Origin of the sequence: Phaeobacter sp. QD34_24 (assembly GCF_028890115.1) — a bacterium.
GTDB lineage: Bacteria > Pseudomonadota > Alphaproteobacteria > Rhodobacterales > Rhodobacteraceae > Phycobacter.
Genome location: NZ_JARCJD010000007.1, coordinates 13,114 through 38,086, shown reverse-complemented (window position 1 = coordinate 38,086; position 24,973 = coordinate 13,114). Strand labels below are relative to the sequence as shown.

Genomic DNA, 24,973 nt, shown 5'->3' with positions numbered 1-24,973 from the left:
TGACGGTCGGATTGGCGGGGAATTATCCCAGCGTTTTACCCGCAAGCTCTTTGAGACCCTGCAGAACCTCACGGCTTTTGTGGTAGAGCACCAGTTGGCCGACATTCGAATGGACCTCTGCATCAAACCCCATGCGGGCGGCGAACTGCCGCACGCTGTCCTCGGTGACGACCGGATCCGTCGCCCCGTGAATGAGCGTCACCGGCTGCTGCAGGCCGTCGCAATAGCGCGACCAGTCGCGCACCACATGGTAGGAGTCGATGGCAAAGCTATGGTGCCCCTGCTGGATGATCTGGCGAAACCCGGTGAACAGCATGTCGCGGTTTTCCACCCGTTCCGCGATGGCCCGGTCCGGGGTTCCCCGGCGGTAAAGCGCATTAAGGAAGGCCTCCACCCCGCCGGAATCGATCTGGGAAATACCCGCCCGCAGCAGGGTGGGCAGCATGCGCGGCGTAAAGCGGGCGGTCAGGGCCATCACCTGCTGGCGATAATGCATGGCGCGGATCTGGCGCATGTCGGTGATCGGCACCGCGCCGGAGATGTTGAAGACACCGGCAACCAGATCGGGATGCAGCTGCGCCAGCCGATAGGCATAGAGCGCGCCGGACATATGGCCGACGGCCACGACACGGGCATGGCCCAGGTGCTTCAGAAAGGCCGTCACATCGGCGCAGAAGCGATCCGGCGCCTCCTTGGGGTGGGCCTTGGTGACGGGATCAGGGTCACTGCTGCCAAAGCCGGGGCGAATGGGGCAGATCAGGCGGATCCCCAGCCGGTGAATGTCACGCACAAGGGCGGCGGGGAAATTCGGTCCGTTCAGCATGTTGTGGATGAACAGGCAGGGCAGGCCCCGGTCCGGGCCGAAGCAGCGATAGGCCATCTTGCGGCCATCCGGCAGAAGAAAGACGTGATCCGTCCGACCGGTGTTTTCGCAGGCGCTGCTCTCCGGTGCGATCAGCGCCTCCAGCCCCGTCATGATGCGCACCAGCTGCTGCTGGTTGGAGGTATAGGTCTTGCGGCGGATCGACTTGAGCTGGGTCCTGAGCGTATCGACCGACCGCCCGGTGACGGAGGCGATCTCTGGCAGGGTGGCGCCGGTCAGCAGCTCACGCGCCACACGGGTTTCGGCCACCGTCAGTCCGAACATCTGGCGCAGGGTCTGATCATGGGCCTCCGTCCATGTATTGTGCAGCGCGGTCAGGATGACATCACAGGCACCCGCCGCGTCCGAAGGGATCTGCCGCACCATCGGAAACGGGTGTTTGTCCCCCTTGGCGAAGAAGACGTAGATGTCATTGCTGGCGGGGCTGCCAAGCTGCTGGTTCAGGCGCGTGGCGCTTTCCGGTGACAGGGCCAGATCAAAAACCGATTGGCCGACCGTCGCCCCCAGGTTTTCGACCGCCAGCGGGCTGGCATCGAGGATCTTTCCGCCTTGCGACAGCCGCAGTTCGGCCCGTTTTGACGGCTGCAGGTCCAAGGGCGCTGCCGCGGGTTGCTCCTTTCGTCCCAGCCGGTCCAGGATTTCAAAGGCCCGCAGCAGGTGCTCGGCCACCTCGGGCGACAGGTCCTGCGGGCTTTGCAGATCCTCGCCCAGGGTGTGCAGCAGATGGCGCCCCCAGAGATCGACCATTCGGTCATAGACATGGGGATCGATGGCAACCTCGTAGATCGCCTGAATCAAAGCAGTCTGGGCGTCTTCTTCTCCTTGGGTCTTGGTCAACGCCTTCACCGTCACAATAGCATTCCCAAACAATATGAAACCGGATGAAACCGGCCTGGCGCGCAAAGCTGCGGCACCGTGAAATGGATAAAAGCCGACCAGACATGCAACAGGATCCGCCAAGGCGCTCCGCTGCACATGGGCCAGACACAATTGGACCAAGGCAGGATCGGCCAGACATAGGGGAGCCAGAGCCGCCCCCTGATCGTCAAGGGGAAAATCTCTAGGGCAGAGTCTCAGCCTGCGATCACATCCGCAACCAGGCGGGCTAGGCGCATGCGGGGGCGGCAGGTGTCAAAACACCCCCATGCTCATTCCCGCTCCCATCGCCAGGCCCAGCTCCTGACAGCGCTCCAGCGCCTCCTGCGGGATCACCTTGGGGGCCAGGATCGCCTCCGGCGTCTGGGCATCGGTGCAGATGATCAGCGGCGGCTGCACCTCCTTCAGGCGCCAGCCTGTGGCAATCCGCGCGCATTGCCGGGCGGCATTGGCGCCGTCAGATCCTGCGCAGATCATCTGCGCATAGGGCCGCCCCTCGATCCGCCCCAGCACCGGGTAGTAACAGCGATCAAAGAATTCCTTCATCATCCCGGACAAGGCCGCCAGGTTCTCGGGCGCGCAGAAGATATAGCCATCATGGGCCAATAGATCCTCGGGCTCGGCCCCCTCCGCCGCCTTCAGCGTGGTGGAGATCTCAGCGCGCGCAGCCTTGGCGGCCGCCTCTGCCATCTGACGGCTGCCGCCGGTGCGCGAGTGATACACGATCAAGAGCTGTGCCATTGCTGCCGCCCGCCTTCCCGGTTGCGTTTTCAGCCCTGCCAAACCTTGCCGGGATCAGGTGCCTGGATCAGATGTGGCAGATCACTCGGCCGCCTTGCCGTCGAAATCCTTGTGGATGTACTTGCAGTCGCAATAGGGGCATTCGACCCAGCCGCTATCCTCGGGGATCTGCAGGTAGACCCGCGGATGGCCCAGCGCGCCTTCGCCGCCGTCACAGGCGACACGGTAGCTGGCAACGATCTTGGTTTCTGGCGCTTCAATGGTCATCGGCTGACGATCCTCTTGCAGATGGTTAGGGCTTTATCCGGCAGGAGAGCCAAGGGAGCAAGAGCCGCGATGACTGATGGTGCGATCCGGACCTGAACCTGTCTCTTTCGGGTTCACCCTTTCCCAAGCGTAAACGCTCTGTTTCCGTTTGAGCGCACATCCGCCCCCCTTTTGTCGTGAATTTGTGCTAAATTCACCCAATTCCGTGTCGGGGCGAAAGCTGCAGAGGGGCGCCCCTGCAATATTCTGCTGCGTAAAGGGGGGCACCATGCCTGATCATGCAAAGGCGTTCACATATTCGGTCGAGGGGCTGTCTTACACCGTCACCCTCTATGAACAGAACGGACAGATATTCGCTGATATTTCCGTGTCCGATGGGGCCATGGATGTGAACGCGATCTATTTCGGCGATGATGACTTCTCGGGATCAAGCGCATCTCTTGGCGGCCCCCTGAACATGAACGGAACGCGGCTGGACGGTGAGACGATCCAGTGGGACGAGGCCGTAAAGCTGAGCGATCCGGGGCTTGGGCCTGAGGGCGCCGACAAGGAAACCTACCTTGAGGCGGGCGATACGCTCACCCTGACGCTGGATGTCGACAGCCTCGATGAGATCGACGTCTTTGGAATCCGCGCCACCTCGACCACCACCGATGCGGGGTCGATCAAGGCGGTTTCCGATGATCCCGAAGAGCCGGAGGAGCCGGAAGAAGATCCCGTTTACGAAAAGGTCTTCTTCGGTGAGGAGTTCTCGGACGCGGGCGATCCCTTGGGCGGGACCTATATCCTAGGTGAAGAACCCGACCCGAACCCTTATGGTAATCTGGCCCTGCCCGAAGGCACCGAACCGACCTTCGAGAACTACCTGTCCTATTTTACATCCGAAGAGGTCGGTGGCGATGTGAGCGCGTTGCAATCCGTTGTCTTCTACCAGACCGCCGAGGATGGCTCCCTTGTGGAGGAGTTCCGGCTTGATGCGCCTGAGGGCGGCTTTGAAACCGCGGATGATCTGCTGGCGGCCTATGATGCGGCGATTGAGGACGGGATGTCGTCGCTCGCATCTGACGCGACCGACGGGTCTGACCTGATGGCAGCTCTGAGCCTTGAGCCCGGCACGGACAGCCCGGCAGAGGATGATCCGATGCCCGAGGAAGAGGATATCGACCTCCTCTGACCCCGCATCCGGCCGGACATCACGGCCAGGAACAACAAAGGCGCCGCCGGATTGCCGGGGCGCCTTTGTCATTTGGATCGGGGTGGCGGTTCAGGCCGCCTTGTCCTCGAAGTCCTTGTGGATGTACTTGCAGTCGCAATAGGGGCATTCGACCCAGCCGGTATCCTCGGGGATCTGCAGGTAGACCCGCGGATGCCCCAACGCGCCTTCGCCGCCGTCACAGGCGACACGGTAGCTGGCAACGATCTTGGTTTCTGGCGCTTCGATGGTCATCGGCTGGCGATCCTCTTGCTGATGGGTTAGGGGCTTTATCCGACAGGAGAGCCAAGGGAGCAAGAGCCGCGATGACTGATGATGCGATCCGGATCGAAAGCCTGCGCAAAACCTACAAAGGGTCGAAGGGCCAGCCCGAGAAACATGCGCTGAAGGGCATCGACCTGACGGTGCCGCGCGGGTCGGTCTTTGGCCTCTTGGGTCCCAATGGCGCGGGCAAGTCCACGCTGATCAATATCCTGGCCGGGCTGGTGGTGAAAACCAGCGGCAAGGTGACCATCTGGGGGTTCGATCAGGACGAGAACCCGCGCCAGAGCCGCGCCTCGATCGGGGTGATGCCGCAGGAGCTGAACCTGGACCCCTTCTTCACCCCGCGCGGCGCGCTGGAGGTGCAGGCGGGCCTTTACGGCGTGCCGAAATCCGAACGCTACAGCGACGAGATCCTGGCGATGATCGGGCTCAAGGACAAGGCCGAAGCCTATGCCCGCACCCTGTCGGGCGGTATGCGGCGACGGCTCCTCTTGGGCAAGGCGCTGGTGCATCGCCCCAATATCCTGGTGCTGGATGAACCCACCGCCGGGGTGGATATCGAGCTGCGCCAGATGCTCTGGGACAATGTGCGCAAGCTGAACCTGCAGGGCATGACCATCATCCTGACCACCCATTACCTCGAAGAGGCCGAGGAGATGTGCGACGAGATCGCCATCATCAACCAGGGCGAGGTGGTGGCGCGGGATTCGACCAGCAATCTCCTGGGGCGCTTGGATGCCCGCGCGATGGTGGTGCATCCGGCCTCTGCGGTGACGGATCTGCCGCAGGGGGCCGGGATCGAGGCCGAGTTGCGCGGCGATGGTGCCGTGGTTCTGCGCTATCACAGCCAGCAAACCAGCGCCGAAGAGGTGCTGGCCGCCGTGCGCGCCGCCGGGATCACCATCCGCGATGTGAAGACGGAAGAGGCGGATCTGGAGGATGTCTTTCTCGCCCTCACCAAATCCACCTGAGGGGCACCCCCGATGCGCATCCGCCCCTTCGAGGACCGCGATGCGGCTGAGTGGGGCCGCATCTTTCATGCCGCCGTGCACGGCATCGGCGCCCGCGACTACACACCCGCGCAATGCACCGCCTGGAGCCCGGAGGAAGCCCCCGCCGATGTGATCCGACAGCGCGCCCGCGATGGTCGGACCACTTGGGTCGCGGCGGATCAGGCGGATGTGGCGCAGGGCTTTATCGAGTTGGAGCCCGACGGCCATATCGACTGTTTCTACATTTCACCGGATCACGCGGGCACGGGGAATGGCGCCGCGCTCTATGCCGCGCTGGAACAAGAGGCCCGCAGGCTTGGTCTTGCCAGCCTCTACGTCGAGGCCAGCGAAGCCGCCCGCCGCTTCTTCCTGCGGCAAGGCTTCACCGATCAGGGCCGCCGCGATTTCCTGCGCCGGGGCGTTTCCATGCACAACTATGCCATGGAGAAGTCACCCTGATAGGTGGCGACTGTGGCTCTCTCTGCCTTGGCCGCATGTCCGTGCAGGGTTCGGGATGGCAGGCCTCAGGCTTGCCTGGAGCAACACACGGGCGTAGCATTGGTTTCAAGTTGATCTGCTAGGGGAATATCTGTCCATCTAGACACATCCTTTAGCGCCAGTTTGTTAAAGGAAAACGGTATGAAGGTTCTTGGTAATGGTACGATCAATTCCAGCTATCAGCGCGTTATTCTGGATGTTCTGAACGGCTCTAGCAACAGTTGGACATTTTCGTTTGACCAGCAGAGCGTGACACGCGGCGACAATTTCGGCGGCGACGTATTCGTAAAATTTCTGGGCCGGAACTTGCAACGGGATAGCGTGACCGGGGCCGTCACCGGAAAAGTCACCGGGATCGAGATTTACGACTCCAGCTTTTCCGCACCCTTGACGTCAATCACCGGTGTCAGGTTTCGCCTGGAAAACCTGATCGCGGCGGCGGGCGCGGTCACAAATGAAGGCTCCGAGTTCTTTCCAGCATACAATTATGGCGACGGGACATTCTCGGACTTCATGTCGGAAATGACGCGTGGCGTTCACAAGGTCATTGGCTCAAACGGCACCGACATCATGGAAACCACCGCGGCGCAGGATGTGCTCAAGGGTGGCAAGGGGAATGACCGGTTTATTTTCAACGCCTCGACCCTTCTGGAGCCCGATGCGACGGCCAGTTCCGCAAGGCAGGAAGCGTCAGACGACAGCATCATCGGCGGTGCCGGGCGTCGTGATTTGCTGATCTTGGAAAACGATGATTTCGATCAGTTCTACAGTGAGTATTACAGCCTTGAGTATGTTGTGGACCTGGGAAACTCTACCATTGAATCAACGGTGACCGCGCTTGAGACAGGGAGTAGCTACATCGAGATTACCACCATTTCCGGTGTTGAACACATCCGAGGCTCTGGGGGGGACGACAGCTTTACGGGTGACAGCAAGAATAACAAGTTCTGGGGATACAAAGGCGATGACTCGCTGTCAGGCAAAGGCGGCGACGATATCTTGATCGGCGGGCCCGGAAAGGACACCCTGAATGGCGGTTCGGGCAATGACACATTATCGGGTGGTCCGGGCGCCGATGTTTTTGTCTTTCGGACCAATGTCGGAGATCCAACCTACGCCGGTCAGGATGTGATCACCGACTTTGACCCGAGCCAGGACACCCTGCAGTTTCTGGACCCGATCCAGGCGACGCCCACGATCTACGTCGAGGATGGTGACACCATCATCGAACATGGAAATGGCACCATCCGCCTCGAAGGGGTGACCCTGTCTCCGGGAGAGATTTCCATCGAGTTTATCTAGGCTAAGGCCCAGTATTTCACGGCTCCTCTTCCCGGGGGGAGGGCATCACCGATCGGGGCCGCCACGATTTTCCGCGCCGGGTGTGGTCTTGCACAACTTTGCCATGGGGAAGGCGCTGTAGGTACAGGCCTGTGTCCGGCCGATAGGCCGGGCAGCCCCGCCCGCCCCCACCTCGGCCAGGCGCAGCCCCATTTGCATTCACCCCCGGTCGATCCGTGCCTGATAGCAGTTGTTGCGGGCGGAGCGGATGTGGATATAGGCGACGCGGGGATCGGTGAAGATCTCCTTGGCCTGCGCCATCATGTGCTCCCGCTCCACCACCATGCCGGTGCCATAAACGATGCGGTCGTCTGCACTGTAGCCCTTGATCAGGTAGTCGGGGGAACCTTGCAGCACCTCGGGCATCTCCTCCCCGTCGTGCCGCGGGCAACCCTCGGCGCATAGGAAGATGGGGCCGAGTTCCGCATAGGGCTGCGGCGCGGGAAAAGGACGATGGGCGAGGATCAGCATCTCCGCGCCCTTGGGGATATAGCGCAGGCAATGGCGGCAGGGGTTGCCGCCGCCATCCGACAGGCTGCGCTCCGGTGTCTGGCCGTTGGCATCCGGACCTCCAGCCTGCAGGGCGCGGGTGGTGTCGGTGGCAAGGGCGGTGATCTTCAGCATGTCTGTCTCCTGTTTTGACGCGACATTGCCAGCGGTGGCAGGGCCGAGCGACCCGGATCCTGCGCATCTGGTTGGGGGGGAAGCTCCCGCCCGTGTCAAAACCGGCAGAGCCGGGTTTTCCCCGGTTGGGCGTGGCGCGGATCCCCCTGCGGGCGTGATCCGCGGGAGGGGGCTCCATGGTGAGCGCGATGACTCGAAATGAGAACAAAACATGAATATGTAATAGGTGTCATGTCTGTTGAACTCGCGATTCTCTCCAACTTCACCTTTCTCACCGGGGCCTCCCACCCGGAGGAGTATGTGGCGCGTGCGGTGGAGCTGGGGATCGAAGCGCTGGCGATCGCCGATGAGAACTCGGTCGCCGGGATCGTGCGCGCCCATAGCGCGGCGCGTGACATTGCCCGCCGCGTGGCTGAGCGGCAGGCCTGGGACCGGCGCAACAGCCCCATCGGTCCGCCACGGCCTGCGCATGTGCCGCCCGCGCCCTCATTCCCGATCTACGCGGTGCCGCGTCTGATCCCGGCGGCGCGGCTGGTTTTTACCGATACGCCGCCAGTGATCGCCCTGCCCATGGATCGCAGCGGCTGGGGGAGCCTCTGCCGCATGCTGTCGACCGGGCGGCTGCGGGCCGAGAAAGGCACCTGCCTGTTGCAGCTGTCCGACCTCCTGGCATTTTCCGAAGGTCTCCACCTGCTCCTGTTGCCCCAGGCGGAGCATTGGCCGGGCGGCGCGGGGGGATGGCAGCCGCATATGGAAGGCCTGACGCGCCGCTTTGCCGGGCGGATGCACTTGATGATGTCTCCGGCCTATGACGGGCGGGATGGGCGCCGCTTTGCCCGGCTTGCTGCCCTTGCCGATGAGCTGAGCCTGCCCACGGTGGCCAGCGCCGCCCCGCGCATGCATCACGGATCACGCCGCCGCCTTGCCGATGTGCTCAGCGCCATCCGCCTGCGTTGCCGGGTGGAGGATCTGGGCCGCGCCGCCCTTGCCAATGCGGAACAACGCCTGCGCGCGCCGGAAGAGATGGCGCGCATATTCCGGGGCCATGAAGGTGCGCTGATGCGTGCGCAGGATCTGGCGGCGCGGCTCACCTTCTCGCTGGACGAGCTGCGCTATGACTACCCGGATGAGGGGCTTGCAGGTGAAACCCCGCCCCAGCGCCTGCGCCGCCTGGCCGAACAGGGGCTGATCTGGCGCTATCCGGCCGGTGCCCCGGCAAAGGTCCGCGCCATGCTGGAGCATGAGCTGACCCTGATCGCCAAGCTGAAATACGAGCCTTACTTCCTGACTGTCCACGACATCGTCGATTTCGCGCGCTCGCGCGGGATCCTCTGCCAGGGGCGCGGCTCGGCGGCCAATTCGGTGGTCTGCTACTGCCTGGGCGTCACCTCGGTCAGCCCCGAGACCGGAACCATGGTCTTTGAACGCTTCGTCTCCGAGGCACGAGACGAGCCACCCGACATCGACGTGGATTTCGAGCATGAGCGCCGCGAGGAGGTGATCCAGTGGATCTATGAGCGCTACGGCCGCCATCGGGCGGGGCTTTGTGCAACCGTGATCCACTATCGCGGCAAGCGCGCCATCCGCGAGGTGGGCCGCGCCATGGGGTTGAGCGAGGATACCATCGCCGCCATGTCCTCGCAGCTCTGGGGGAGTTTTGACCGCAGCGGCGCCAGTGCCGCCCGCCTGCGCGAGATCGGCCTGGACCCGAACGCCCCGCGCCTGCGCCAGACACTGGATCTGGTGGGGCAGATCATCGGCTTTCCCCGCCACCTGTCGCAACACGTGGGCGGTTTCATCATCACCGCAGGCCGTCTGGACGAATTGGTGCCGATCGAGAACGCCACCATGGAGGGGCGCACGGTCATCTCATGGGACAAGGACGATATCGACGCGCTGGGCATCCTCAAGGTCGATGTGTTGAGCCTCGGCATGCTGACCTGCATCCGCAAGGCCTTTGACCTGATGCGCCAGCATCACCGGCTGGACTACGCCTTGGCGACGCTGCCGCCCGAGGATCCGGCGGTCTATGACATGCTGTGCCGCGCCGACAGTATTGGCGTCTTCCAGGTCGAAAGCCGGGCGCAGATGAACTTTCTGCCCCGCATGCGGCCGCGCAATTTCTACGATCTGGTGATCGAGGTGGCGATCATCCGCCCCGGCCCCATCCAGGGCGACATGGTCCACCCTTACATTCGCCGCCGCAACGGGGAGGAGGCGGTGGAGTTCCCCTCCGATGCTTTGGGAGAGGTGCTGGGCAAGACGCTGGGTGTGCCGCTGTTTCAGGAGCAGGCGATGCAGATCGCCATGGTGGGGGCGGGCTTCAGCCCCGAACAGGCAGACCGGCTGCGCCGCTCCTTGGCGACCTTCAAGAAGCACGGCAACGTGTCCGAGTTCCGCAGCCTGTTCCTGCGCGGCATGGCGCGCAATGGCTATGACGCCGATTTCTCCGAACGCTGCTTTTCCCAGATCGAAGGCTTTGGCGCCTATGGGTTTCCCGAAAGCCACGCGGCCAGCTTCGCGCTCTTGGTCTATGCCTCGGCCTGGATCAAATGCCACCATCCGGGGATCTTTGCTTGCGCGCTCCTGAACTCCCAGCCGATGGGCTTCTACGCGCCCGCGCAGATCGTGCGGGACGCCCGCGCCCATGGGGTCGAGGTGCGCCCGATCTGCATCAACGCCAGCTACTGGGACAATGTGATGGAGCCGGACGGGCAAGGCGGGCTGGCGCTGCGGCTGGGGTTCCGGCAGATCAAGGGGCTCAGCGACGAGGACATCAGCTGGCTGACCGCGGCGCGCGGCAATGGCTACACCGAGGTACAGGATGTCTGGCGCAAGGCGGGCCTGCCGCCGCCGGTGATCGAACGGCTGGCCGAGGCCGATGCCTTTGCCGTGCTGGGACTGTCGCGGCGCGAGGCGCTGTGGCAGGCCAAGGCGATCACCGCGAAGAAACCCCTGCCCCTGTTCGAGCGCGAGTTGGAGGGCGAGGCCATCGACGAGCCCGCCGCCCACCTGCCGCAGATGACCCTGGGCGAAGAGGTGGTGGAGGATTACGTCGCCCTGCGCCTGTCCCTGCGAGCCCATCCGGTGGCGCTGCTGCGGCATATCCTGACGCCCCAAGATTGACACCTTGGTACCTTGATAACACACATGCATTCTCCTATATCCCCCTTCAGGAGCAAGGAGAGCGCCATGAAGACAGTCACACGTGTACAAACCGGCCTGCGGATCGAGGCGCGGCTTTTGAAGACCATGAAGGCGCTGGCGGAATATCTCGATATCTCGGTGGCCGAGCTGGTGGAGGGAATGGCGCTGCATGCCTTTGAGGGAAAGGCGCCCTTCTCAGATGCGACGCTGAAAAAGATCGCCGCGCTGCGCGGGGTATACGAGCTGGACCTGACGGCCGCCGACAGCCACAGCCTGACGGAGGATCCGGAATGAGCCTTGAACGCACCGATTATCCGCAGATGGCCCGGGAACTGGCCGAAGGGCGCCTGGGGCCAGAGGGGTTCAGCCATCGCGCGCATCTGGGTGTCGCCTATGAGATCCTGTCGGCCCACGAGGTTTTCGAGGGGATAGCGATCTATGCCAGGGGCCTGCGGCAACTGGCCAGCAATGCCGGGGTGCCGGAAAAGTTCAACGCCACCGTGACGTTGGGCTTTCTGAGCCTCACAGCCGAGCGCATGGCCAATGGGAATTACGACACTGCCGAGGCGTTTCTGGACGGCAATGCGGATCTTCTGGCTCCGGCTCCCCTGTCGCCATTCTATGAGGCAGAAACCTTGGGTTCAGATCTGGCCCGCCGGGTGCCGCTTTTGCCGCGCATGGGGTGAAACGGGCCGGAGACGTGCCTACATAGGCGGCCAAGGAGAGCCTCCCGCAGCGCAGCTTTGCCGCATCTGGCGCTAACGGCGGTTTCCCAATCCACGGCAAGCCTGTAGAAGGCATCTCAACGCTGAAACAGCCCGATCATGGCGGAGACCTACCGATGAGCAGACCCAAACCCGTTGTTCTTTGCATTCTTGACGGCTGGGGCACAGGGGAGCCGGGGGTGGCCAATGCGCCCCATATGGCGAATACACCCACCTTCGATGCGATCATGGAAAAGGGCCCCACCGCGCGGCTGATCACCCATGGGCCGGATGTGGGGCTGCCCTCGGGGCAGATGGGCAACTCCGAGGTGGGCCACACCAATATCGGCGCGGGCCGGGTGGTGGCGATGGATCTGGGCCAGATCGACCTTGCCATCGAGGATGGCTCCTTCTTTCAGAACGGCGCCCTGCAGGACTTCATCGCCAAGCTGAAGAAAACAGGCGGTGCCGCGCATCTGATGGGGCTGGTCTCGGATGGCGGCGTACACGGGCATATCACCCATATCCTGGCGGCGATCAAAGCGATCCGGGATGCGGGCGTGCCGGTCTGGCTGCATGCGGTCACCGACGGGCGCGATGTGGCGCCGAAATCCGCCTATGGCTATTTCGAAGAGCTGAAAGAGAAGATGCCCGAGGGCGCCCGCATCGCCACGGTGACGGGGCGCTATTACGCCATGGACCGCGACAACCGCTGGGAGCGGGTGAAGGAAGCCTATGATGCCATGATCAAGGGTGAGGGCCGCCGGGTACGCGGTGCCCATGACGCGGTGGATCACGCCTATAACCAGTCCGAAACCGATGAATTCATCGGCGCCAGCGTTGTAGCGGGCTTTGACGGGCTGAGGGACGGCGACGGCTTCTTCTGCCTCAACTTCCGCGCGGATCGTGCGCGCGAGATCCTGCGCGCCATCGGGGAGCCGGGCTTTGCCGATTTCGACACCGGCGCGCGGCCCGATCTGGCGGCGCTTCTGGGCATGGTGGAATACTCTGACGGTCACAACGCCTATATGACCACCTGCTATCCCAAGGCGCCCATCGTCAACACCCTGGGGGAATGGGTCGCCAAACAGGGGCTGACCCAGTTCCGCCTGGCCGAGACGGAAAAATATCCGCATGTGACCTTCTTCCTCAACGGCGGCAAGGAAGAACCCGAGGTGGGCGAGGACCGCTACATGCCGAAATCGCCAAAGGTCGCGACCTACGATCTGCAGCCCGAGATGTCCGCCCCCGAGGTGACCGAGAAGTTCGTCGAGGCGATCGAGAAGGGCTATGACCTGATCGTCACCAATTACGCCAACCCCGATATGGTCGGCCACACCGGAGACATCAAAGCCGCGATCAAGGCCTGCGAGGCAGTGGATCAGGGGCTGACACAGGTCGTCGCCGCGCTGGAAAAGGCGGGCGGCGCCATGCTGGTGACGGCGGATCACGGCAATTGCGAGGTGATGGTCGATCCCGTCACCGGCGGCGCCCATACCGCCCATACCACCAACCTGGTGCCGCTGGCGCTGGTGGGCGGTCCCGAAGGGGCGACCTTGCGCGATGGCCGCCTCGCGGATCTGGCCCCCACCCTGCTGGCGCTGATGGGCCTGCCCAAGCCGGAAGAGATGACCGGCGAGAGCCTGCTCGCATGATCCGGCGCGCCGCCAGCATTTGCCGCGGCCCCATCCGTGGTCTCGCGCTTTGCCTGGCACTGGCCGTGTCGGCGCAGGCCGAAACGGAGGCTGCGCGCGCGGCGCGTCAGGCGGCAGAGCAGTTGGAAGCGGCCACCCTGCAACTGGAGGAGGCCGGCAGCGCCCGCGACCGGGTCAAGGCGCTGAGCGAGACCATCCGCGCCTATGAGGCGGGGCTGGCCGCCATGCGCGACGGCTTGCGCGGCGTGGCGCGGCGCGAATCCCAGCTTCTGGCGCAGCTCAGCGCCCGCGAAGATGAGGTGGCCGAACTCCTGGGCATCATCCAGACCATCGAAACCTCTTCCGCGCCTGTGCTGATGCTACACCCCTCGGGGCCGCTGGGGGCGGCGCGCTCGGCGATGATGCTGGCCGAGGTGACACCGGGATTGAACGCCCGGGCCGAAGCCCTGCGCGGCGACCTGGAAGAGGTGCAGACCCTGCGCCTGTTGCAACAGGCAGCGGCGGACAAGCTGCGACTGGGCCTCAGCGGCATTCAGAGCGCCCGCACGGACCTCTCTACCGCCATTGCCGACCGCACCGATCTGCCGAAACGCTTTACCGAGGACCCGATGCGCACCGCGGTACTGATTTCCTCGACCGAGACGCTGACCGGCTTTGCCAGCGGTCTGGCGGAGATTGCCGAAGGGGAGGTGATCGAAAGCCAGGCCGATGTCAGCGACCTGCGCGGCACGCTGCCGCTGCCGGTCGAAGGGTTGGTGCTGCGCAGCTATGGCGCGCGCGATGCAGCCGGGATTGCCCGCCCCGGCATCCTGGTGGCGGCGCGTCCACGGGCTCTGGTGACCTCTCCCACGGCGGCGACGATCCGCTATCGCGGGCCTCTGCTGGACCTCGGCAATGTGATGATTCTGGAGCCACAGCCCGACACATTGTTCATCCTGTCGGGCCTGGCCGAGGTCTATGGCGCGGCAGGTGAGGTCATCCCCGAGGGCACTCCGGTCGGGCTGATGGGCGGTCAGAACCCCCAGGTCAGCGCGATTTTGTCACCAATTGGTGAAGGGGGTGGAACTGACCGCACAGAAACGCTCTATATAGAAGTCAGAATGGACAACAGTCCGGTGGATCCTGAAACATGGTTCGACGCCGGAAAAGGTGGATGAAGGTTTCATGAAAAAATTTGCGATGGCCGCATTTGGCGGCACGCTGGCAGGGATCGTGGCAACCACATATGTGGCAGGCCCTCTTCTGGCCCAGGAAGGCGCCCGCGAGGCGACAGTCTATGAGCAGCTGGATCTATTCGGCGATATCTTCGAGCGGATCCGCGCCCAATATGTGGAAGAGGTCGACGAGAAAGAGCTGATCGAGGCGGCCATCGGCGGCATGCTGTCGTCGCTGGATCCCCATTCCAGCTACCTGTCTCCCGACGATGCGGCCAGCATGCAGGTGCAGACCAAGGGCGAATTCGGCGGCCTGGGGATCGAGGTCACCCAGGAAGAGGGCTTCGTCAAGGTGGTCTCCCCCATCGATGGCACCCCGGCGGATGAGGCCGGCATCGAGGCCGGCGATTTCATCACCCATGTGGACGGCGAAAGCGTGCTTGGCCTGTCGCTGGACGAGGCGGTGGATATGATGCGCGGCCCGGTGGGATCGGAGATCATCATCACCGTGGTGCGCGAAGGCGAGTCGGAGCCCTTTGATGTGTCCATCATCCGCGACACCATCAAGCTCACTGCCGTGCGCGCCCGCACCGAGGGCGACACCGTTGTGATGCGCATCACCACCTTCAACCGCCAGACCACACCCAACCTGGAAAGCGGCCTGAAGGAACAGATCGAGGCCGCAGGCGGCATCGACAAGGTGAACGGCATCGTGCTGGATCTGCGCAACAACCCCGGTGGCCTTCTGACCGAGGCGATCCAGGTGGCTGACAGCTTCCTCGACAGTGGCGAGATCGTCTCGACCCGGGGCCGTAATCCGGAAGATGGCGAACGCTTCAATGCAACGCCGGGCGATCTGTCGGGTGGCAAGCCCATCGTGGTGCTGATCAACGGCGGCTCGGCCTCGGCCTCGGAAATCGTCGCAGGCGCCCTGCAGGATCACCGCCGCGCCATCGTGGTGGGGACCAAGAGCTTCGGCAAGGGCTCGGTGCAGACCGTGATGCCCCTGCGCGGCGATGGCGCCATGCGCCTGACCACGGCGCGCTACTACACGCCCTCGGGTCGCTCGATCCAGGCGCTGGGTGTCAGCCCCGACATCGTGGTGGAACAGCCCCGCCGCCGCGTCGGTGCAGAGGAAGAGGACGCCTCGGCCGCGAACCGCTCCCGGTCCGAGGCGGATCTGCGCGGGCGCCTGAACAATGACAGCCTGACCGAGGACGAGATCCGCCAGATCGAAGAGGATCGCGAAAAGGCCGAAAAAGCCGCCGAACTGCGCGAACAGGATTACCAGCTGGCCTATGCCATCGACATCCTGAAGGGCCTGTCGGCGCTGGGTCCGAACGACTGATCCGGTCTTGAAGGCAAGAATAGAAAAGGCCGCCCTGTTCGGGGCGGCCTTTTTCCTTGTTTTATCCAGAGTGGCCGGGGCCGGTCGGCCCGGGCTTCAGACGGCCTGCGGCGCGTCACTCCAGATCGACGAAGATCTGCGAGGCAACTCCGGCTTCCAGCAGGGCGTCCTTGATCTGATTGATTGCATTGACGTCGGCCGAGCTGACGACGACCACATCATTGACCACCAGCGAATAGAGGGGCGCATCGGGAGCCAGGTTTGCCAAGTATTTCTCGGCCGCCAGGCGCGACTTCGGCCCCCACTGCCCGTCATGGGCGACACCGATCGTATACTGCGCGTCCATGGTCAGTTCCTTGCTGACGGGAGTGCCCGCGTTCAGGTCGGCCAAGACCTTTTGCAGCTGCGCGGTATCGGTGATGCGATCGGGAATGAACACATTGGTGCAGGTCTCGACATCCCGGTATTTGGTGACGGTGCTTTTGCTGGTCTCATTGGCCACGGCGCCGCCAACGATGGCCCCGACGGCCGCACCGGCGTTCTTGTCGGTCACCACCCTGCCGATCACGCCACCCACGATCGCGCCGCCGATGATCTTTTCGGGGCTGCCCCCCTTCACGGTTTCCTGATACGGCACCTTCCGTGTCTCGCATCTCACCTCGTATGAGCCTGCGAATGCCTGAGATGCCATCAGAACAGCCGTTGCTGCTGTCGCCCAAACCCTCATGTGTCATTCCTCCTTCATGCAGGTCGATATGGTCTGCCCCCTGCCATCTCCAATTGCTGGCAGTTCTCCCCCGGCAAGACAGATGCTGGCACCGGGGATCCGGGCGACCGATTCAATCTTGTCGCCAACGCCCGTGGCGCTCAACCGGTAATCATGTCTCAGGCAGGTATCCGCTCGTTCCGGGGGCGGGCCTCCGACGTTCCGACCCCGAAAAAGCGACCCAGCACGACGGACCACCATCAGGCTGGCGCATACCCTGTTGGATGATCTGAGGGGCGCATGCTATCCCCAAGGCAGAGCACAATAGGAGCAGCAATGCGGCACATCATTTTAATGTCATCCTTGGTCAGTATTCTTTTCGGACCACCGGCCCTTGCCCAAGGATGGCAGCCGCACGATTGGCTGGAGATGTCGGATCTGTGCGAGGCCCTGGTTTTCGACCAGGACAATACGGCATTCGATGGGTTTGATCCTGCGGAACCGCTGGTGAGGGTTCAGGGATTGAGGGAAATGGCAGTGACACACCCGCGCGCCTCCCTTATTGCAAGCGCGGTGTCTCAAGACGGGAATTGGTTCATGTGCCTCGTTGCGGCCATGCCTCCATTGCAGCTCGGCGAAGCGTCCTCTCTCATCGGTTTCTGGGCAGGCATCCAGTACAATCTGGTCAAAAGGCCCGGAAACAAGGCAGTGGTTTTTGACACGCCCCGCACCTTTGCCCCCGTCAGGGTGCGCTGCGGAGCAGATGGGCAACTGGCGGTCATCATGGCATTCTTGAACGACGAAGGCGCGTTTCGGATTGCGGTTACAAACCGTCTCCCGTCGAAGATGGAACCCCCATGTCCGGCCCCGGGCTCATAAAGCCTAGCAACTGTATTTTTCAGGCGGCCTGAGAAGTCCAGTTGCTAGGCCATCTCCGGCTGCCGGGTAGAGGCTTCGGACAGCCCGTCCATCTTGCGGGCGAGTTTTGCATCCAGCGCGCTCAGCCCGCCCACATCATGGGTGGCCAGCACCACCACGACCCGGTTGTAGATATTGCTCCACTCGGGGTGGTGGTTCCACTTCTCGGCCCAGATCGCGGCGCGGGTCATCCAGCCAAAAGCCGCATCAAAGCTGCAGAACGTATAGGTCTTGGTGATGGCGTCGCGCCCCTCCACCATGCTCCAGCCCGCCCGAAACAGTGGATCCAGCAGCGGACCACGGGCGGCATCTGACAGTTTCTCGCTCATTCCTGTTCCTCCACTTGGGCCTTTCTGAAGGGACCATAGTCCGTCAGGATCTCGATCTCCTCTTCCACGGCGGCGCGTTCGGCCTCCAGATAGCGCCTGACGGCATCGGCAAAGCCCGGATCGCCAATCCAGTGCAGGGAATGCGTCTGGGTCGGCAGGTAGCCGCGCGCAAGCTTGTGCTCCCCTTGCGCCCCGGCCTCCACACGGGACAACCCCATGGCGATGGCCCTCTCGATAGCCTGATAGTAGCACAGTTCGAAATGCAGGAAGGGGTGATGTTCGATGCAGCCCCAATAGCGGCCGAACAGAGTCTCGCGCCCGATGAAATTGAGCGCGCCCGCAATGGGGCGCCCGTCCCGCTCGGCCAGGACCAGCAGCATATCCTCGGCCATGAGCTCATGCGCGATATCGAAGAACTGCCGCGTGAGATAGGGCGTGCCCCATTTGCGGCTGCCGGTGTCCTGGTAGAAGGCCCAGAAGGCATCCCAGTGTTCGGCCCGGATATCGGCGCCCGTATAACAGCTGATCTCTCCGCCAAAATCCTGCGCCGCCCGCCGTTCCTTGCGCAGGGTCTTGCGCTTGCGCGACGACAGCGCCGCGAGGAAGTCTTCGAAATCGCGATAGCCGTCGTTCAGCCAGTGATACTGCTGGGTGGCGCGGCTCATAAGGCCCATTTCTTCGCCGATCTGAGCCTCCGCTTCCGTGCAGAAGGTCACATGCAACGACGACAGCCGATTGTCCGCCGCCAGCTGCACCGCGCCCTGCACCAGTGCGGAATGGCCGATGCCTTCATATCCGGGGCGCACCAGGAAGCGCCGCCCGGTGGCGGGGGTGAAGGGCACCGCGATCTGCAGTTTGGGATAGTACCGCCCCCCTGCCCCCTCATAGGCATGGGCCCAGTTGTGATCGAAGATATATTCGCCCTGGCTGTGCGACTTGGCAAAAAGCGGCGCGCAGGCGATCAGTACCCCGTCCTGATAGGCGGCCAGATACTGCGGCTGCCAGCCGGTGCCGCGCCCGACAGATCCGCTTTGCTCCAGCGCCAGCAGAAACCGGTGGGTGGTGAAGGGATCGAGCGGCCGCCCGCCATCGGCGGCCTCGGGGCAGGCGCAGGCATCCCAGTCGCGGCCCGCGATCTGCGCGAGGCTGTCCAACACCCGGATTTCAATCTGTGCCTGCTCCATCTGCCCGTTTTGGCCCTTGCTGTTTTGCTTCAGTATCTGGCCCCTGGCGGGCAGGGATCAAGTCGGCAGGGCGGAAAGATAACCTTCAAAGGTCACATTGTCGGCAAGGCCGCGCGCGGCTGCTTCTTCTGCGGGCGAGGTGATCGTCCAGCACAGGACCGGCACGCCTGCATCCCGCAGGCCCTGCACGCGGGGACGGGCCAGATCCGCGGCCTCGTGGCTGATGAAACAGGCATCACTGCGTTCGAAATCGGGAATGTTGCGCAGGTCGTGGCACACCGCGCGGGGCAGTTCCGGCCAGTCTTCCGGCACATAGGCACTGGTGACGATGCCGCGCGGGATCTGCGGCGCCAGCGCTGCCAGCCGTTCCACCGAATGAGGGTTGAAGGACATCAGCGCCACATCGCCCCTGTATCCTTCCAGCCCCTTGACCGCCGCAGCCTCCAGCGGGCCGATCTTGCGACCCATCTGCCCGTCCTGATCCTTCACCTCGATCAGCAGCGGCACCTGCCCGGCCACCAGGTCCAGCACCTCGGCCAGATCCGGGATGCCCTCGCCATCGCCGCCTTTCAGGGCAATGGCGCGCAACGCCTCCCGGCTGCGGGCGCGCACCGGGCCGGTCTCATCCGTCAGCCGGTCAAGGTCATCGTCGTGGAACACCATCGCGCAGCCATCCGACGACAGCTGCAGGTCGATCTCGATCGCATAGCCAGCGGCAATCGCCGCGCGGATCGCCGCGCGGCTGTTCTCGGGGCGACCCTTCGCGATGTCATGCAGCGCACGATGGGCCACCGGCAGGCGCAGCAGGGACTGCGGCAGGGACGGCCTCATTTGATCTGGAACACCGCGTCGATTTCCACCGCGACGCCCAAGGGAAGCGAGGGGCTGCTGACCGCAGAGCGCGCGTGACGTCCCGCATCGCCCAGGGCTTCGACCAGAAAATCGGAGGCCCCGTTGACCACCTGCGGCTGCTGGGTGAAATCGGCAGTGGAGTTTACAAAGGCGCCCAGTTTCACCACCCGCACCAAGCGTTCCAGATCGCCACCACAGGCCGCTTTCAGCTGCGCCAGCAGGGCAATGGCGCAGCGTTTCGCTGCCGCCTGCCCGGCCTCTACGTCCATATCATCGCCCAGGGTGCCGGTGATCAGCCCGTTTTCATCGGCCGAGATCTGACCCGAGACATAGACCATATCGCCCGCCACCACGTAAGGCACGTAGTTTGCCGCCGGTGCCGGGGCTTCGGGCAGGGTGACGCCCAATTCTGCAAGTCTGGCTTCGATGCTCATGATCTATGTCCTCCGGATCTGTATCTGGAGGCGACGCTAGCGCCGATGCGCCCGGGCGAAAAGAGCAAAACCGCCCCGGCATCACGCCAGAGCGGCACGCATCAGCTTTCCCGGAAGGCCTTCACGAAATAGTCGGCAAGCGGCTTCACCAGATAGCCCATGGGAGAGCGGTCATTGGTGCGGATATAGCTTTCCACCGGCATGCCCGGGATCAGCACCGCGCCCTCGGGCAGGCGTTCCAGCTCGCCCTCGTTCAGCTCCACCTCGGCCCGGTAATAGGACAGGCCGGTGCCCTCCTGTTCAAAGGCATCGGCAGAAACTTGGGTGACCTTGCCGAACAATTCCGGCGTCTGGCGCTGATCCAGCGCCGAGAACCGCAGCGCCGCCGATTGCCCGACAAAGATCTGGTCGATATCCGTCGGCGCCACCTGCACAGCGATCACCAGCGGACGATCCTGCGGCACCAGGTACAGCACCGGCTCCGCCGGGCGGATGACCGAGCGCGGCGTATGCACCTGCATCCCGTAGACCACGCCCGACACCGGCGCGGTGATATGAAGCCGGTTCAGCCGCTCCAGGATCGAGCGACGGGTCTCGGCCAGCTCCAGCTCCTGGTAGCGCAGGTCGCGCAGGCGGGTGATCGCCTCTTCGCGCTGCTGGGTGCCCAGGGTCAGGATCTGGATGTCGATCTCGGTGCTGCGCCCCTCGGCCTGGGCCTGGTTGGCCAACAGCTCTCCCAAAGAGCCGCCCAGGTTCGCCTCGGTGCGGCGCAGGTTCAGGACCGTGCCCGCCTGAGCCAATCCGCGCTCCAGCAGGGTTTCCTGATTCTTCAGTTCCTGCCCGATCAGCTCCAGCTGCACCCGCATCGAATCCTGCTGGGCCTTGATGCCGACGATCTGATCCTGGATCTGTGCGCGGCGCTTTTCCAGCTGCTCGATCTCGCGGGCGGTGGATTCGCGGCGGGCGAAAAACAGCCGCTCCTGCCCGTCCATCAGGTCGCGCACTTCGGCCCGCTCTGAGGCAAGCGCCAGAAGCTCGGGATCAAAGGTGATCTCATCGGCTTCGTCGCGCTCGGCCTCCAGCCGCCCGCGCCGCGCCATCAGTTCAAACAACTGGCCTTCGGTGATGATCAGCTGCGAGGTGAGATCGGTGGCATCCAGGCGCAACAGGATATCGCCGGCGGCAACGGTATCGCCCTCGTCGACGCCGATCTCCGCGACAATACCGCCATCCAGATGCTGTACCACCTGTCGGTTGCGATCCACCTCGATCCGGCCGGTGGCGATCACCGCCCCCGCAATCGAGGACATCACCGCCCAGGTTCCAAAACCGCCGACCAGGACCAGAAGGCCCAGCAGGCCGATCATCAGGGGGCGGCGGGCGGACCAGTCCTGTTCCACGCTCATTGCACACCTCCGGCGGATCGCGCCTGTTGAATGTTCTGATGGTTGGCCACCATTTCCTTCAGCACCTTGTCCTTGGGACCGAAGGCGGTCTGCATGCCCTGATCCACGACCAGCAACAGGTCACACTCCTGGATCGCCGCCGGGCGGTGCGCCATGATCATCACCGCCTTGTTCTCGGCCTTGAGCTGCTTGATCGCCTGGTTGAGCGCCACGGAGCCGTCGTTGTCGAGGTTGGAATTCGGCTCGTCCAGGATCACCAGCACCGGATCGTCGAACAGGGCGCGCGCCAGCGCAATGCGCTGCATCTGCCCGCCCGACAGGCGCCCGCCTCCGGCAGAGACCGGCGTATCATAGCCCTCGGGCAGCTTGACGATCATGTCATGGGCGGCGGCCTTCTTGGCGGCGGCCACGACCTTTTCGGAATCCGGTTCCGGGCTGAGCCGGGCAATGTTCTGGGCGATGGTGCCATCGAACAGCTGCACCCGCTGCGGCAGGTAGCCGATGTGCCGCCCCAGGACATCCGGCGCATATTGATCGATAGAGGCCCCATCCAGCCGCACCGTGCCGGCAGCCGGGCGCCAAGCCCCGGTCAGGGCCTTGGCCAGGGTGGACTTGCCCGATCCCGACGGCCCGATCACCCCGATGGCCTGCCCCGGTTGCACCCGGAAGCTCACGTTGCGCAGCAAGGCGCGGTTTTCGCCGGGTGCCACCACCGCGAGACCCTGCACTTCAAGCAGCGCCTTGGGTTACGGCAGGGCGGTGCGCTCCTGCTCGGGCGGGACCTTGGCCAGCAGCTCTGCCAGGTTGTCCCAGCCCTTCATGGCGCGCTGCACCAGCGGCCATTGCCCCAGGCCAAGTTCGATCGGCGCCAGGGCACGGCCCATCAGGATGGACCCGGCAATCATCGCGCCGGGCGTCATTTCGCCCTGCAGCACCAGATAGGCCCCAAGCCCCAGCATCGCCGATTGCAGGAACAGGCGCAGGGTCTTGGTCAGGGTGGTGAAACTGCCACCGGTGTCATTGGCCAAAAGAGTGTCGCGCAAGGCGGCCACACGCGCCTTGCTCCAGCGGCGAAAGGCAGCCTCGCGCATGCCCATGGCCTGGATCATCTCCGCCTCGGTGCGGATTTCCTCGGACATCAGGTTCGCCTTGTGACCCGACATGCTGGCCTTTTGCTGCGGCGCCCGGCTGAACAGCTGGTTGAGCAGCGCAATGACGATCAGGATCGAGCCGCCGCCCAGCGCCAGCAGGCCCAGCCAGGGGTGGAACAGGGCGATGCCCGCAAGGAACACCGGCGTCCAGGGCAGATCGAAGGCCGCCCCCAGAACCGGAGAGGAAATCAGCCGCTGGATCGATTCAAGGTCATTGAGCCCGGTCTGCGCCACCGGATCGCGCGCCACCGCCGAGCGACGAATCATCGCGTCGAACACCCGCTGATCCAGTTCCGCCTGAAACCGCGCCCCGGCGCGGGCCAGGATCCGGCCCCGGGCGTAGTCCAACAGGCCCATCATGCCATAGAGGAACACCACCAGAAGCGACAGCGCCACCAGGGTGGCCTCGGAGCGGCTGCCCAGGACCCGGTCATAGACCTGCATCATGTAAAGAGGACCGGTCAGCATCAGCATATTCACGAAAAAGCTGAAAATGCCGGTGGACCAGTACAACCCACGGCTGCGCCGCCGCACGGCACGCAGCTCATCTAACCCAGATTTGATGTGTTTTTCGCTCATGTCCGGATCCGATACCTGTTCAACGGCCAAAGTTCATATTAAAGCGGGGGAAGCGGCTGTGCGCTGGATACATGTTTCAAAATTGCCACAGTCATTCAATCAAAACCTTGTACGGGTGGGATACAGAAATTTTCCCAATATTTCCCCAAGGTGTGCACCAATTCTGGACCAAGGAAAACCCGGATCCGATGTCATTGTCTTCTCGTTCATATTTTTCCGTGTGCGCCCTGCTGATTTCGGGGCTCCTTGTCTCCGGCTGTGCAACGCAGGATCCTGCGGCGAAGGCTGCGGGTGAGATCTTCGATCCGTATGAGAACACCAACCGCGCCGTTCACAGTTTCAACCGCGGCGTCGACCGGATTGCCTTTCGCCCGGCCTCCAAGGGGTATGTGGCAATCGTCCCCGATCCCATGGTGACCAGCTTCTCGTATTTTGCCGAAAACCTGTCGATGCCCGGCCAGGCCGTCAACGCTCTGCTGCAAGGCAACCTCAAGGAAGCGGGCACTGCCCTGGCCCGGTTTGCAATCAACACCGTCGTGGGGGTTGGCGGCCTGTCTGACCCCGCCAGCGCCTTTCACATCCCCGAGGTCGACACCGATTTCGGGGAAACCCTGCATGTCTGGGGTGTCAAAGAGGGTGCCTATGTCGAGCTGCCGGTTCTCGGCCCCTCCACGACCCGCGACGCGGTCGGCGTCTTTGTCGACTTTTTCACCAACCCGATCTCATATGCTAAGCATAGTCCTGCCGATGACATCGGGATCTACGCGAAGATCGTTGATCAGCTTGGCGATCGTGGCAGATACTCCGATACGATCGACTCCATTCTTTATGAAAGCGCCGACAGCTATGCGCAGGCGCGCCTGATCTACCTGCAGAACCGTCGCTTTGAACTGGGACAAAGCGCGGAGATTGCCGAGATCGATCCGTTTGAACTGGATACCGAAGGGTTTTAACGATGCACCGCCGTATGTTTCTCGCCACCGCCGCCGCCGCAACATTGACCGCACCGGTGGCACTGTCTGCCCTGGATGAAAACTCCGCCAGCCGCCTGATCGGCAACCTAGTGACCGACATCAACAAGGTGATCGCCTCCGGCAAGTCGGAAACCGCGATGTACCGGGATTTCGAAAGTATCTTCGGGCGCTACAGCGACACCTCCTATATCGCCGCCTATGCCATGGGCGTGGACGGACGCCGCGCCAGCAGCGCCCAGAAACGGGCCTTCTCCGAGGCATTCCAGGGCTACATCTCCCGCAAATATGGCCAGCGCTTCCGGGAATTCATCGGTGGTCGGCTGGAGGTCACCGGCGTCAAACGGGTCAAGAAGTGGTACGAGGTCTCGACCATCGCCTACCTGCAAGGGCAATCACCGTTCGAGGTGACCTTCCTGGTCTCCGACCGCTCTGGCAAGGATCTGTTCTTCAACATGTACATCGAAGGCGTGAACCTGCTTCTGACCGAGCGCACCGAGATCGGTGCCCTTCTGGATCGCAACCGCGGGGACATCGACAAGATGATCTCGGAGCTGAAGCGCCTGAGCTGATCTGCCTTAGATCCCACTTGGAGGCCGAAGGCCTCCCGCCCGGAGAGCGACATTTGAAAATGCCTCTCTCCCGTTGGGCCCGGCGCCGCGCTGCGCGCGGCGCTGTCCGTCTTGCGAAAGGACGCTTTGCTTGAATTGGGAGAGCGGGAGCGCCGTGCGTAGCG

Annotated in this window: 24 protein-coding genes and 1 pseudogene; 13 read left to right on the top strand and 12 right to left on the bottom strand. The window is 63.4% G+C overall.

Annotated elements, in window-relative coordinates; genetic code table 11:
* Positions 1–22 precede the first annotated feature (22 nt).
* The 3 genes from PXK07_RS07365 to PXK07_RS07355 form a co-directional block, all read right to left on the bottom strand.
* On the bottom strand, positions 23–1,720 hold the full coding sequence (locus PXK07_RS07365) for an alpha/beta fold hydrolase (RefSeq protein WP_274847565.1): 1,698 nt from the start codon (positions 1,718–1,720) through the stop codon (positions 23–25).
* A gap of 294 nt (positions 1,721–2,014) precedes the next feature.
* On the bottom strand, positions 2,015–2,500 hold the full coding sequence (locus PXK07_RS07360) for a flavodoxin family protein (protein ID WP_274847564.1): 486 nt from the start codon (positions 2,498–2,500) through the stop codon (positions 2,015–2,017).
* 81 nt (positions 2,501–2,581) lie between these two features.
* Positions 2,582–2,767 (bottom strand): zinc-finger domain-containing protein, encoded by a 186-nt coding sequence (locus PXK07_RS07355; protein ID WP_274847563.1) that lies wholly within the window; start codon positions 2,765–2,767, stop codon positions 2,582–2,584.
* Between the two features lie 268 nt (positions 2,768–3,035).
* Between PXK07_RS07355 and PXK07_RS07350 the strand changes: the two genes are divergently transcribed.
* Positions 3,036–3,941 carry a hypothetical protein gene (locus PXK07_RS07350; RefSeq protein ID WP_274847562.1) on the top strand — a complete coding sequence of 302 codons (906 nt, stop codon included), beginning with the start codon at positions 3,036–3,038 and terminating at the stop codon, positions 3,939–3,941.
* Between the two features lie 90 nt (positions 3,942–4,031).
* On the opposite strand, the gene PXK07_RS07345 is transcribed toward PXK07_RS07350, so the two are convergent.
* Positions 4,032–4,214 carry a zinc-finger domain-containing protein gene (locus PXK07_RS07345; protein ID WP_274847561.1) on the bottom strand — a complete coding sequence of 61 codons (183 nt, stop codon included), beginning with the start codon at positions 4,212–4,214 and terminating at the stop codon, positions 4,032–4,034.
* Positions 4,215–4,285: 71 nt separating this feature from the next.
* Here PXK07_RS07345 and PXK07_RS07340 point away from each other — a divergent pair, with 71 nt between their 5' ends.
* From PXK07_RS07340 to PXK07_RS07330, 3 genes are all read left to right on the top strand, one after another.
* Positions 4,286–5,215, top strand: a complete 930-nt coding sequence (locus PXK07_RS07340; protein WP_274847560.1) for an ABC transporter ATP-binding protein — start codon at positions 4,286–4,288, stop codon at positions 5,213–5,215.
* A 12-nt stretch (positions 5,216–5,227) separates the two neighbouring features.
* On the top strand, positions 5,228–5,695 hold the full coding sequence (locus PXK07_RS07335) for a GNAT family N-acetyltransferase (RefSeq protein ID WP_274847559.1): 468 nt from the start codon (positions 5,228–5,230) through the stop codon (positions 5,693–5,695).
* 180 nt (positions 5,696–5,875) lie between these two features.
* The gene (locus PXK07_RS07330) at positions 5,876–7,036 is read left to right on the top strand and encodes a calcium-binding protein (RefSeq protein WP_274847558.1); all 1,161 of its coding nucleotides are present in this window, start codon (positions 5,876–5,878) and stop codon (positions 7,034–7,036) included.
* 198 nt (positions 7,037–7,234) lie between these two features.
* On the opposite strand, the gene PXK07_RS07325 is transcribed toward PXK07_RS07330, so the two are convergent.
* Complete coding sequence (locus tag PXK07_RS07325) at positions 7,235–7,699, bottom strand: DUF1203 domain-containing protein (protein ID WP_274847557.1); 465 nt, start codon at positions 7,697–7,699, stop codon at positions 7,235–7,237.
* Between the two features lie 231 nt (positions 7,700–7,930).
* On the opposite strand from PXK07_RS07325, the gene PXK07_RS07320 reads away from it, so the two are divergent.
* The 6 genes from PXK07_RS07320 (at position 7,931) to PXK07_RS07295 (ending at position 15,707) form a co-directional block, all read left to right on the top strand.
* Positions 7,931–10,825 carry an error-prone DNA polymerase gene (locus PXK07_RS07320; RefSeq protein ID WP_274847556.1) on the top strand — a complete coding sequence of 965 codons (2,895 nt, stop codon included), beginning with the start codon at positions 7,931–7,933 and terminating at the stop codon, positions 10,823–10,825.
* A gap of 66 nt (positions 10,826–10,891) precedes the next feature.
* The gene (locus PXK07_RS07315) at positions 10,892–11,140 is read left to right on the top strand and encodes a hypothetical protein (RefSeq protein ID WP_274847555.1); all 249 of its coding nucleotides are present in this window, start codon (positions 10,892–10,894) and stop codon (positions 11,138–11,140) included.
* On the top strand, positions 11,137–11,532 hold the full coding sequence (locus PXK07_RS07310; RefSeq protein ID WP_274847554.1) for a hypothetical protein: 396 nt from the start codon (positions 11,137–11,139) through the stop codon (positions 11,530–11,532). The genes PXK07_RS07315 and PXK07_RS07310 overlap by 4 nt, the downstream gene beginning before the upstream one ends.
* A 155-nt stretch (positions 11,533–11,687) precedes the next feature.
* The gene (gene gpmI, locus PXK07_RS07305) at positions 11,688–13,205 is read left to right on the top strand and encodes a 2,3-bisphosphoglycerate-independent phosphoglycerate mutase (protein ID WP_274847553.1); all 1,518 of its coding nucleotides are present in this window, start codon (positions 11,688–11,690) and stop codon (positions 13,203–13,205) included.
* Positions 13,202–14,362: a murein hydrolase activator EnvC family protein gene (locus PXK07_RS07300; protein ID WP_274847552.1), complete on the top strand. Its 1,161-nt coding sequence runs from the start codon at positions 13,202–13,204 to the stop codon at positions 14,360–14,362. The genes gpmI and PXK07_RS07300 overlap by 4 nt, the downstream gene beginning before the upstream one ends.
* A gap of 7 nt (positions 14,363–14,369) precedes the next feature.
* On the top strand, positions 14,370–15,707 hold the full coding sequence (locus PXK07_RS07295) for a S41 family peptidase (protein ID WP_274847551.1): 1,338 nt from the start codon (positions 14,370–14,372) through the stop codon (positions 15,705–15,707).
* 115 nt (positions 15,708–15,822) lie between these two features.
* Here the strand turns inward: PXK07_RS07295 and PXK07_RS07290 are convergent, their stop codons facing one another.
* A complete protein-coding gene (locus PXK07_RS07290) occupies positions 15,823–16,344 on the bottom strand; it encodes a hypothetical protein (protein WP_274847550.1) in 522 nt (173 codons plus the stop codon).
* Positions 16,345–16,749: 405 nt separating this feature from the next.
* On the opposite strand from PXK07_RS07290, the gene PXK07_RS07285 reads away from it, so the two are divergent.
* A complete protein-coding gene (locus tag PXK07_RS07285) occupies positions 16,750–17,292 on the top strand; it encodes a hypothetical protein (RefSeq protein WP_274847549.1) in 543 nt (180 codons plus the stop codon).
* Positions 17,293–17,336: 44 nt separating this feature from the next.
* Here the strand turns inward: PXK07_RS07285 and PXK07_RS07280 are convergent, their stop codons facing one another.
* From PXK07_RS07280 to PXK07_RS07255, 6 genes and pseudogenes are all read right to left on the bottom strand, one after another.
* Positions 17,337–17,660 (bottom strand): 4a-hydroxytetrahydrobiopterin dehydratase, encoded by a 324-nt coding sequence (locus PXK07_RS07280; RefSeq protein WP_274847548.1) that lies wholly within the window; start codon positions 17,658–17,660, stop codon positions 17,337–17,339.
* Positions 17,657–18,844: a GNAT family N-acetyltransferase gene (locus tag PXK07_RS07275; protein WP_274847547.1), complete on the bottom strand. Its 1,188-nt coding sequence runs from the start codon at positions 18,842–18,844 to the stop codon at positions 17,657–17,659. The genes PXK07_RS07280 and PXK07_RS07275 overlap by 4 nt, the downstream gene beginning before the upstream one ends.
* Before the next feature lie 57 nt (positions 18,845–18,901).
* Positions 18,902–19,675, bottom strand: coding sequence for a glycerophosphodiester phosphodiesterase family protein (locus PXK07_RS07270; protein ID WP_274847546.1), 774 nt, complete (start codon positions 19,673–19,675; stop codon positions 18,902–18,904).
* Positions 19,672–20,130 (bottom strand): RidA family protein, encoded by a 459-nt coding sequence (locus PXK07_RS07265; RefSeq protein ID WP_274847545.1) that lies wholly within the window; start codon positions 20,128–20,130, stop codon positions 19,672–19,674. The genes PXK07_RS07270 and PXK07_RS07265 overlap by 4 nt, the downstream gene beginning before the upstream one ends.
* A gap of 101 nt (positions 20,131–20,231) precedes the next feature.
* Positions 20,232–21,536, bottom strand: a complete 1,305-nt coding sequence (locus tag PXK07_RS07260) for an HlyD family type I secretion periplasmic adaptor subunit (protein ID WP_274847544.1) — start codon at positions 21,534–21,536, stop codon at positions 20,232–20,234.
* Positions 21,533–23,266 (bottom strand): annotated as a pseudogene (locus PXK07_RS07255) (type I secretion system permease/ATPase). Before PXK07_RS07255 ends, PXK07_RS07260 begins: the two are co-directional and overlap by 4 nt.
* 188 nt (positions 23,267–23,454) lie before the next feature.
* Here PXK07_RS07255 and PXK07_RS07250 point away from each other — a divergent pair.
* Together PXK07_RS07250 and PXK07_RS07245 are read left to right on the top strand one after the other, a co-directional pair.
* Entirely contained in the window at positions 23,455–24,219 is a 765-nt protein-coding gene (locus tag PXK07_RS07250; RefSeq protein ID WP_274847543.1) for an MlaA family lipoprotein, read from the top strand.
* A gap of 2 nt (positions 24,220–24,221) precedes the next feature.
* The gene (locus PXK07_RS07245) at positions 24,222–24,809 is read left to right on the top strand and encodes an MlaC/ttg2D family ABC transporter substrate-binding protein (protein ID WP_274847542.1); all 588 of its coding nucleotides are present in this window, start codon (positions 24,222–24,224) and stop codon (positions 24,807–24,809) included.
* Positions 24,810–24,973: the final 164 nt, after the last annotated feature.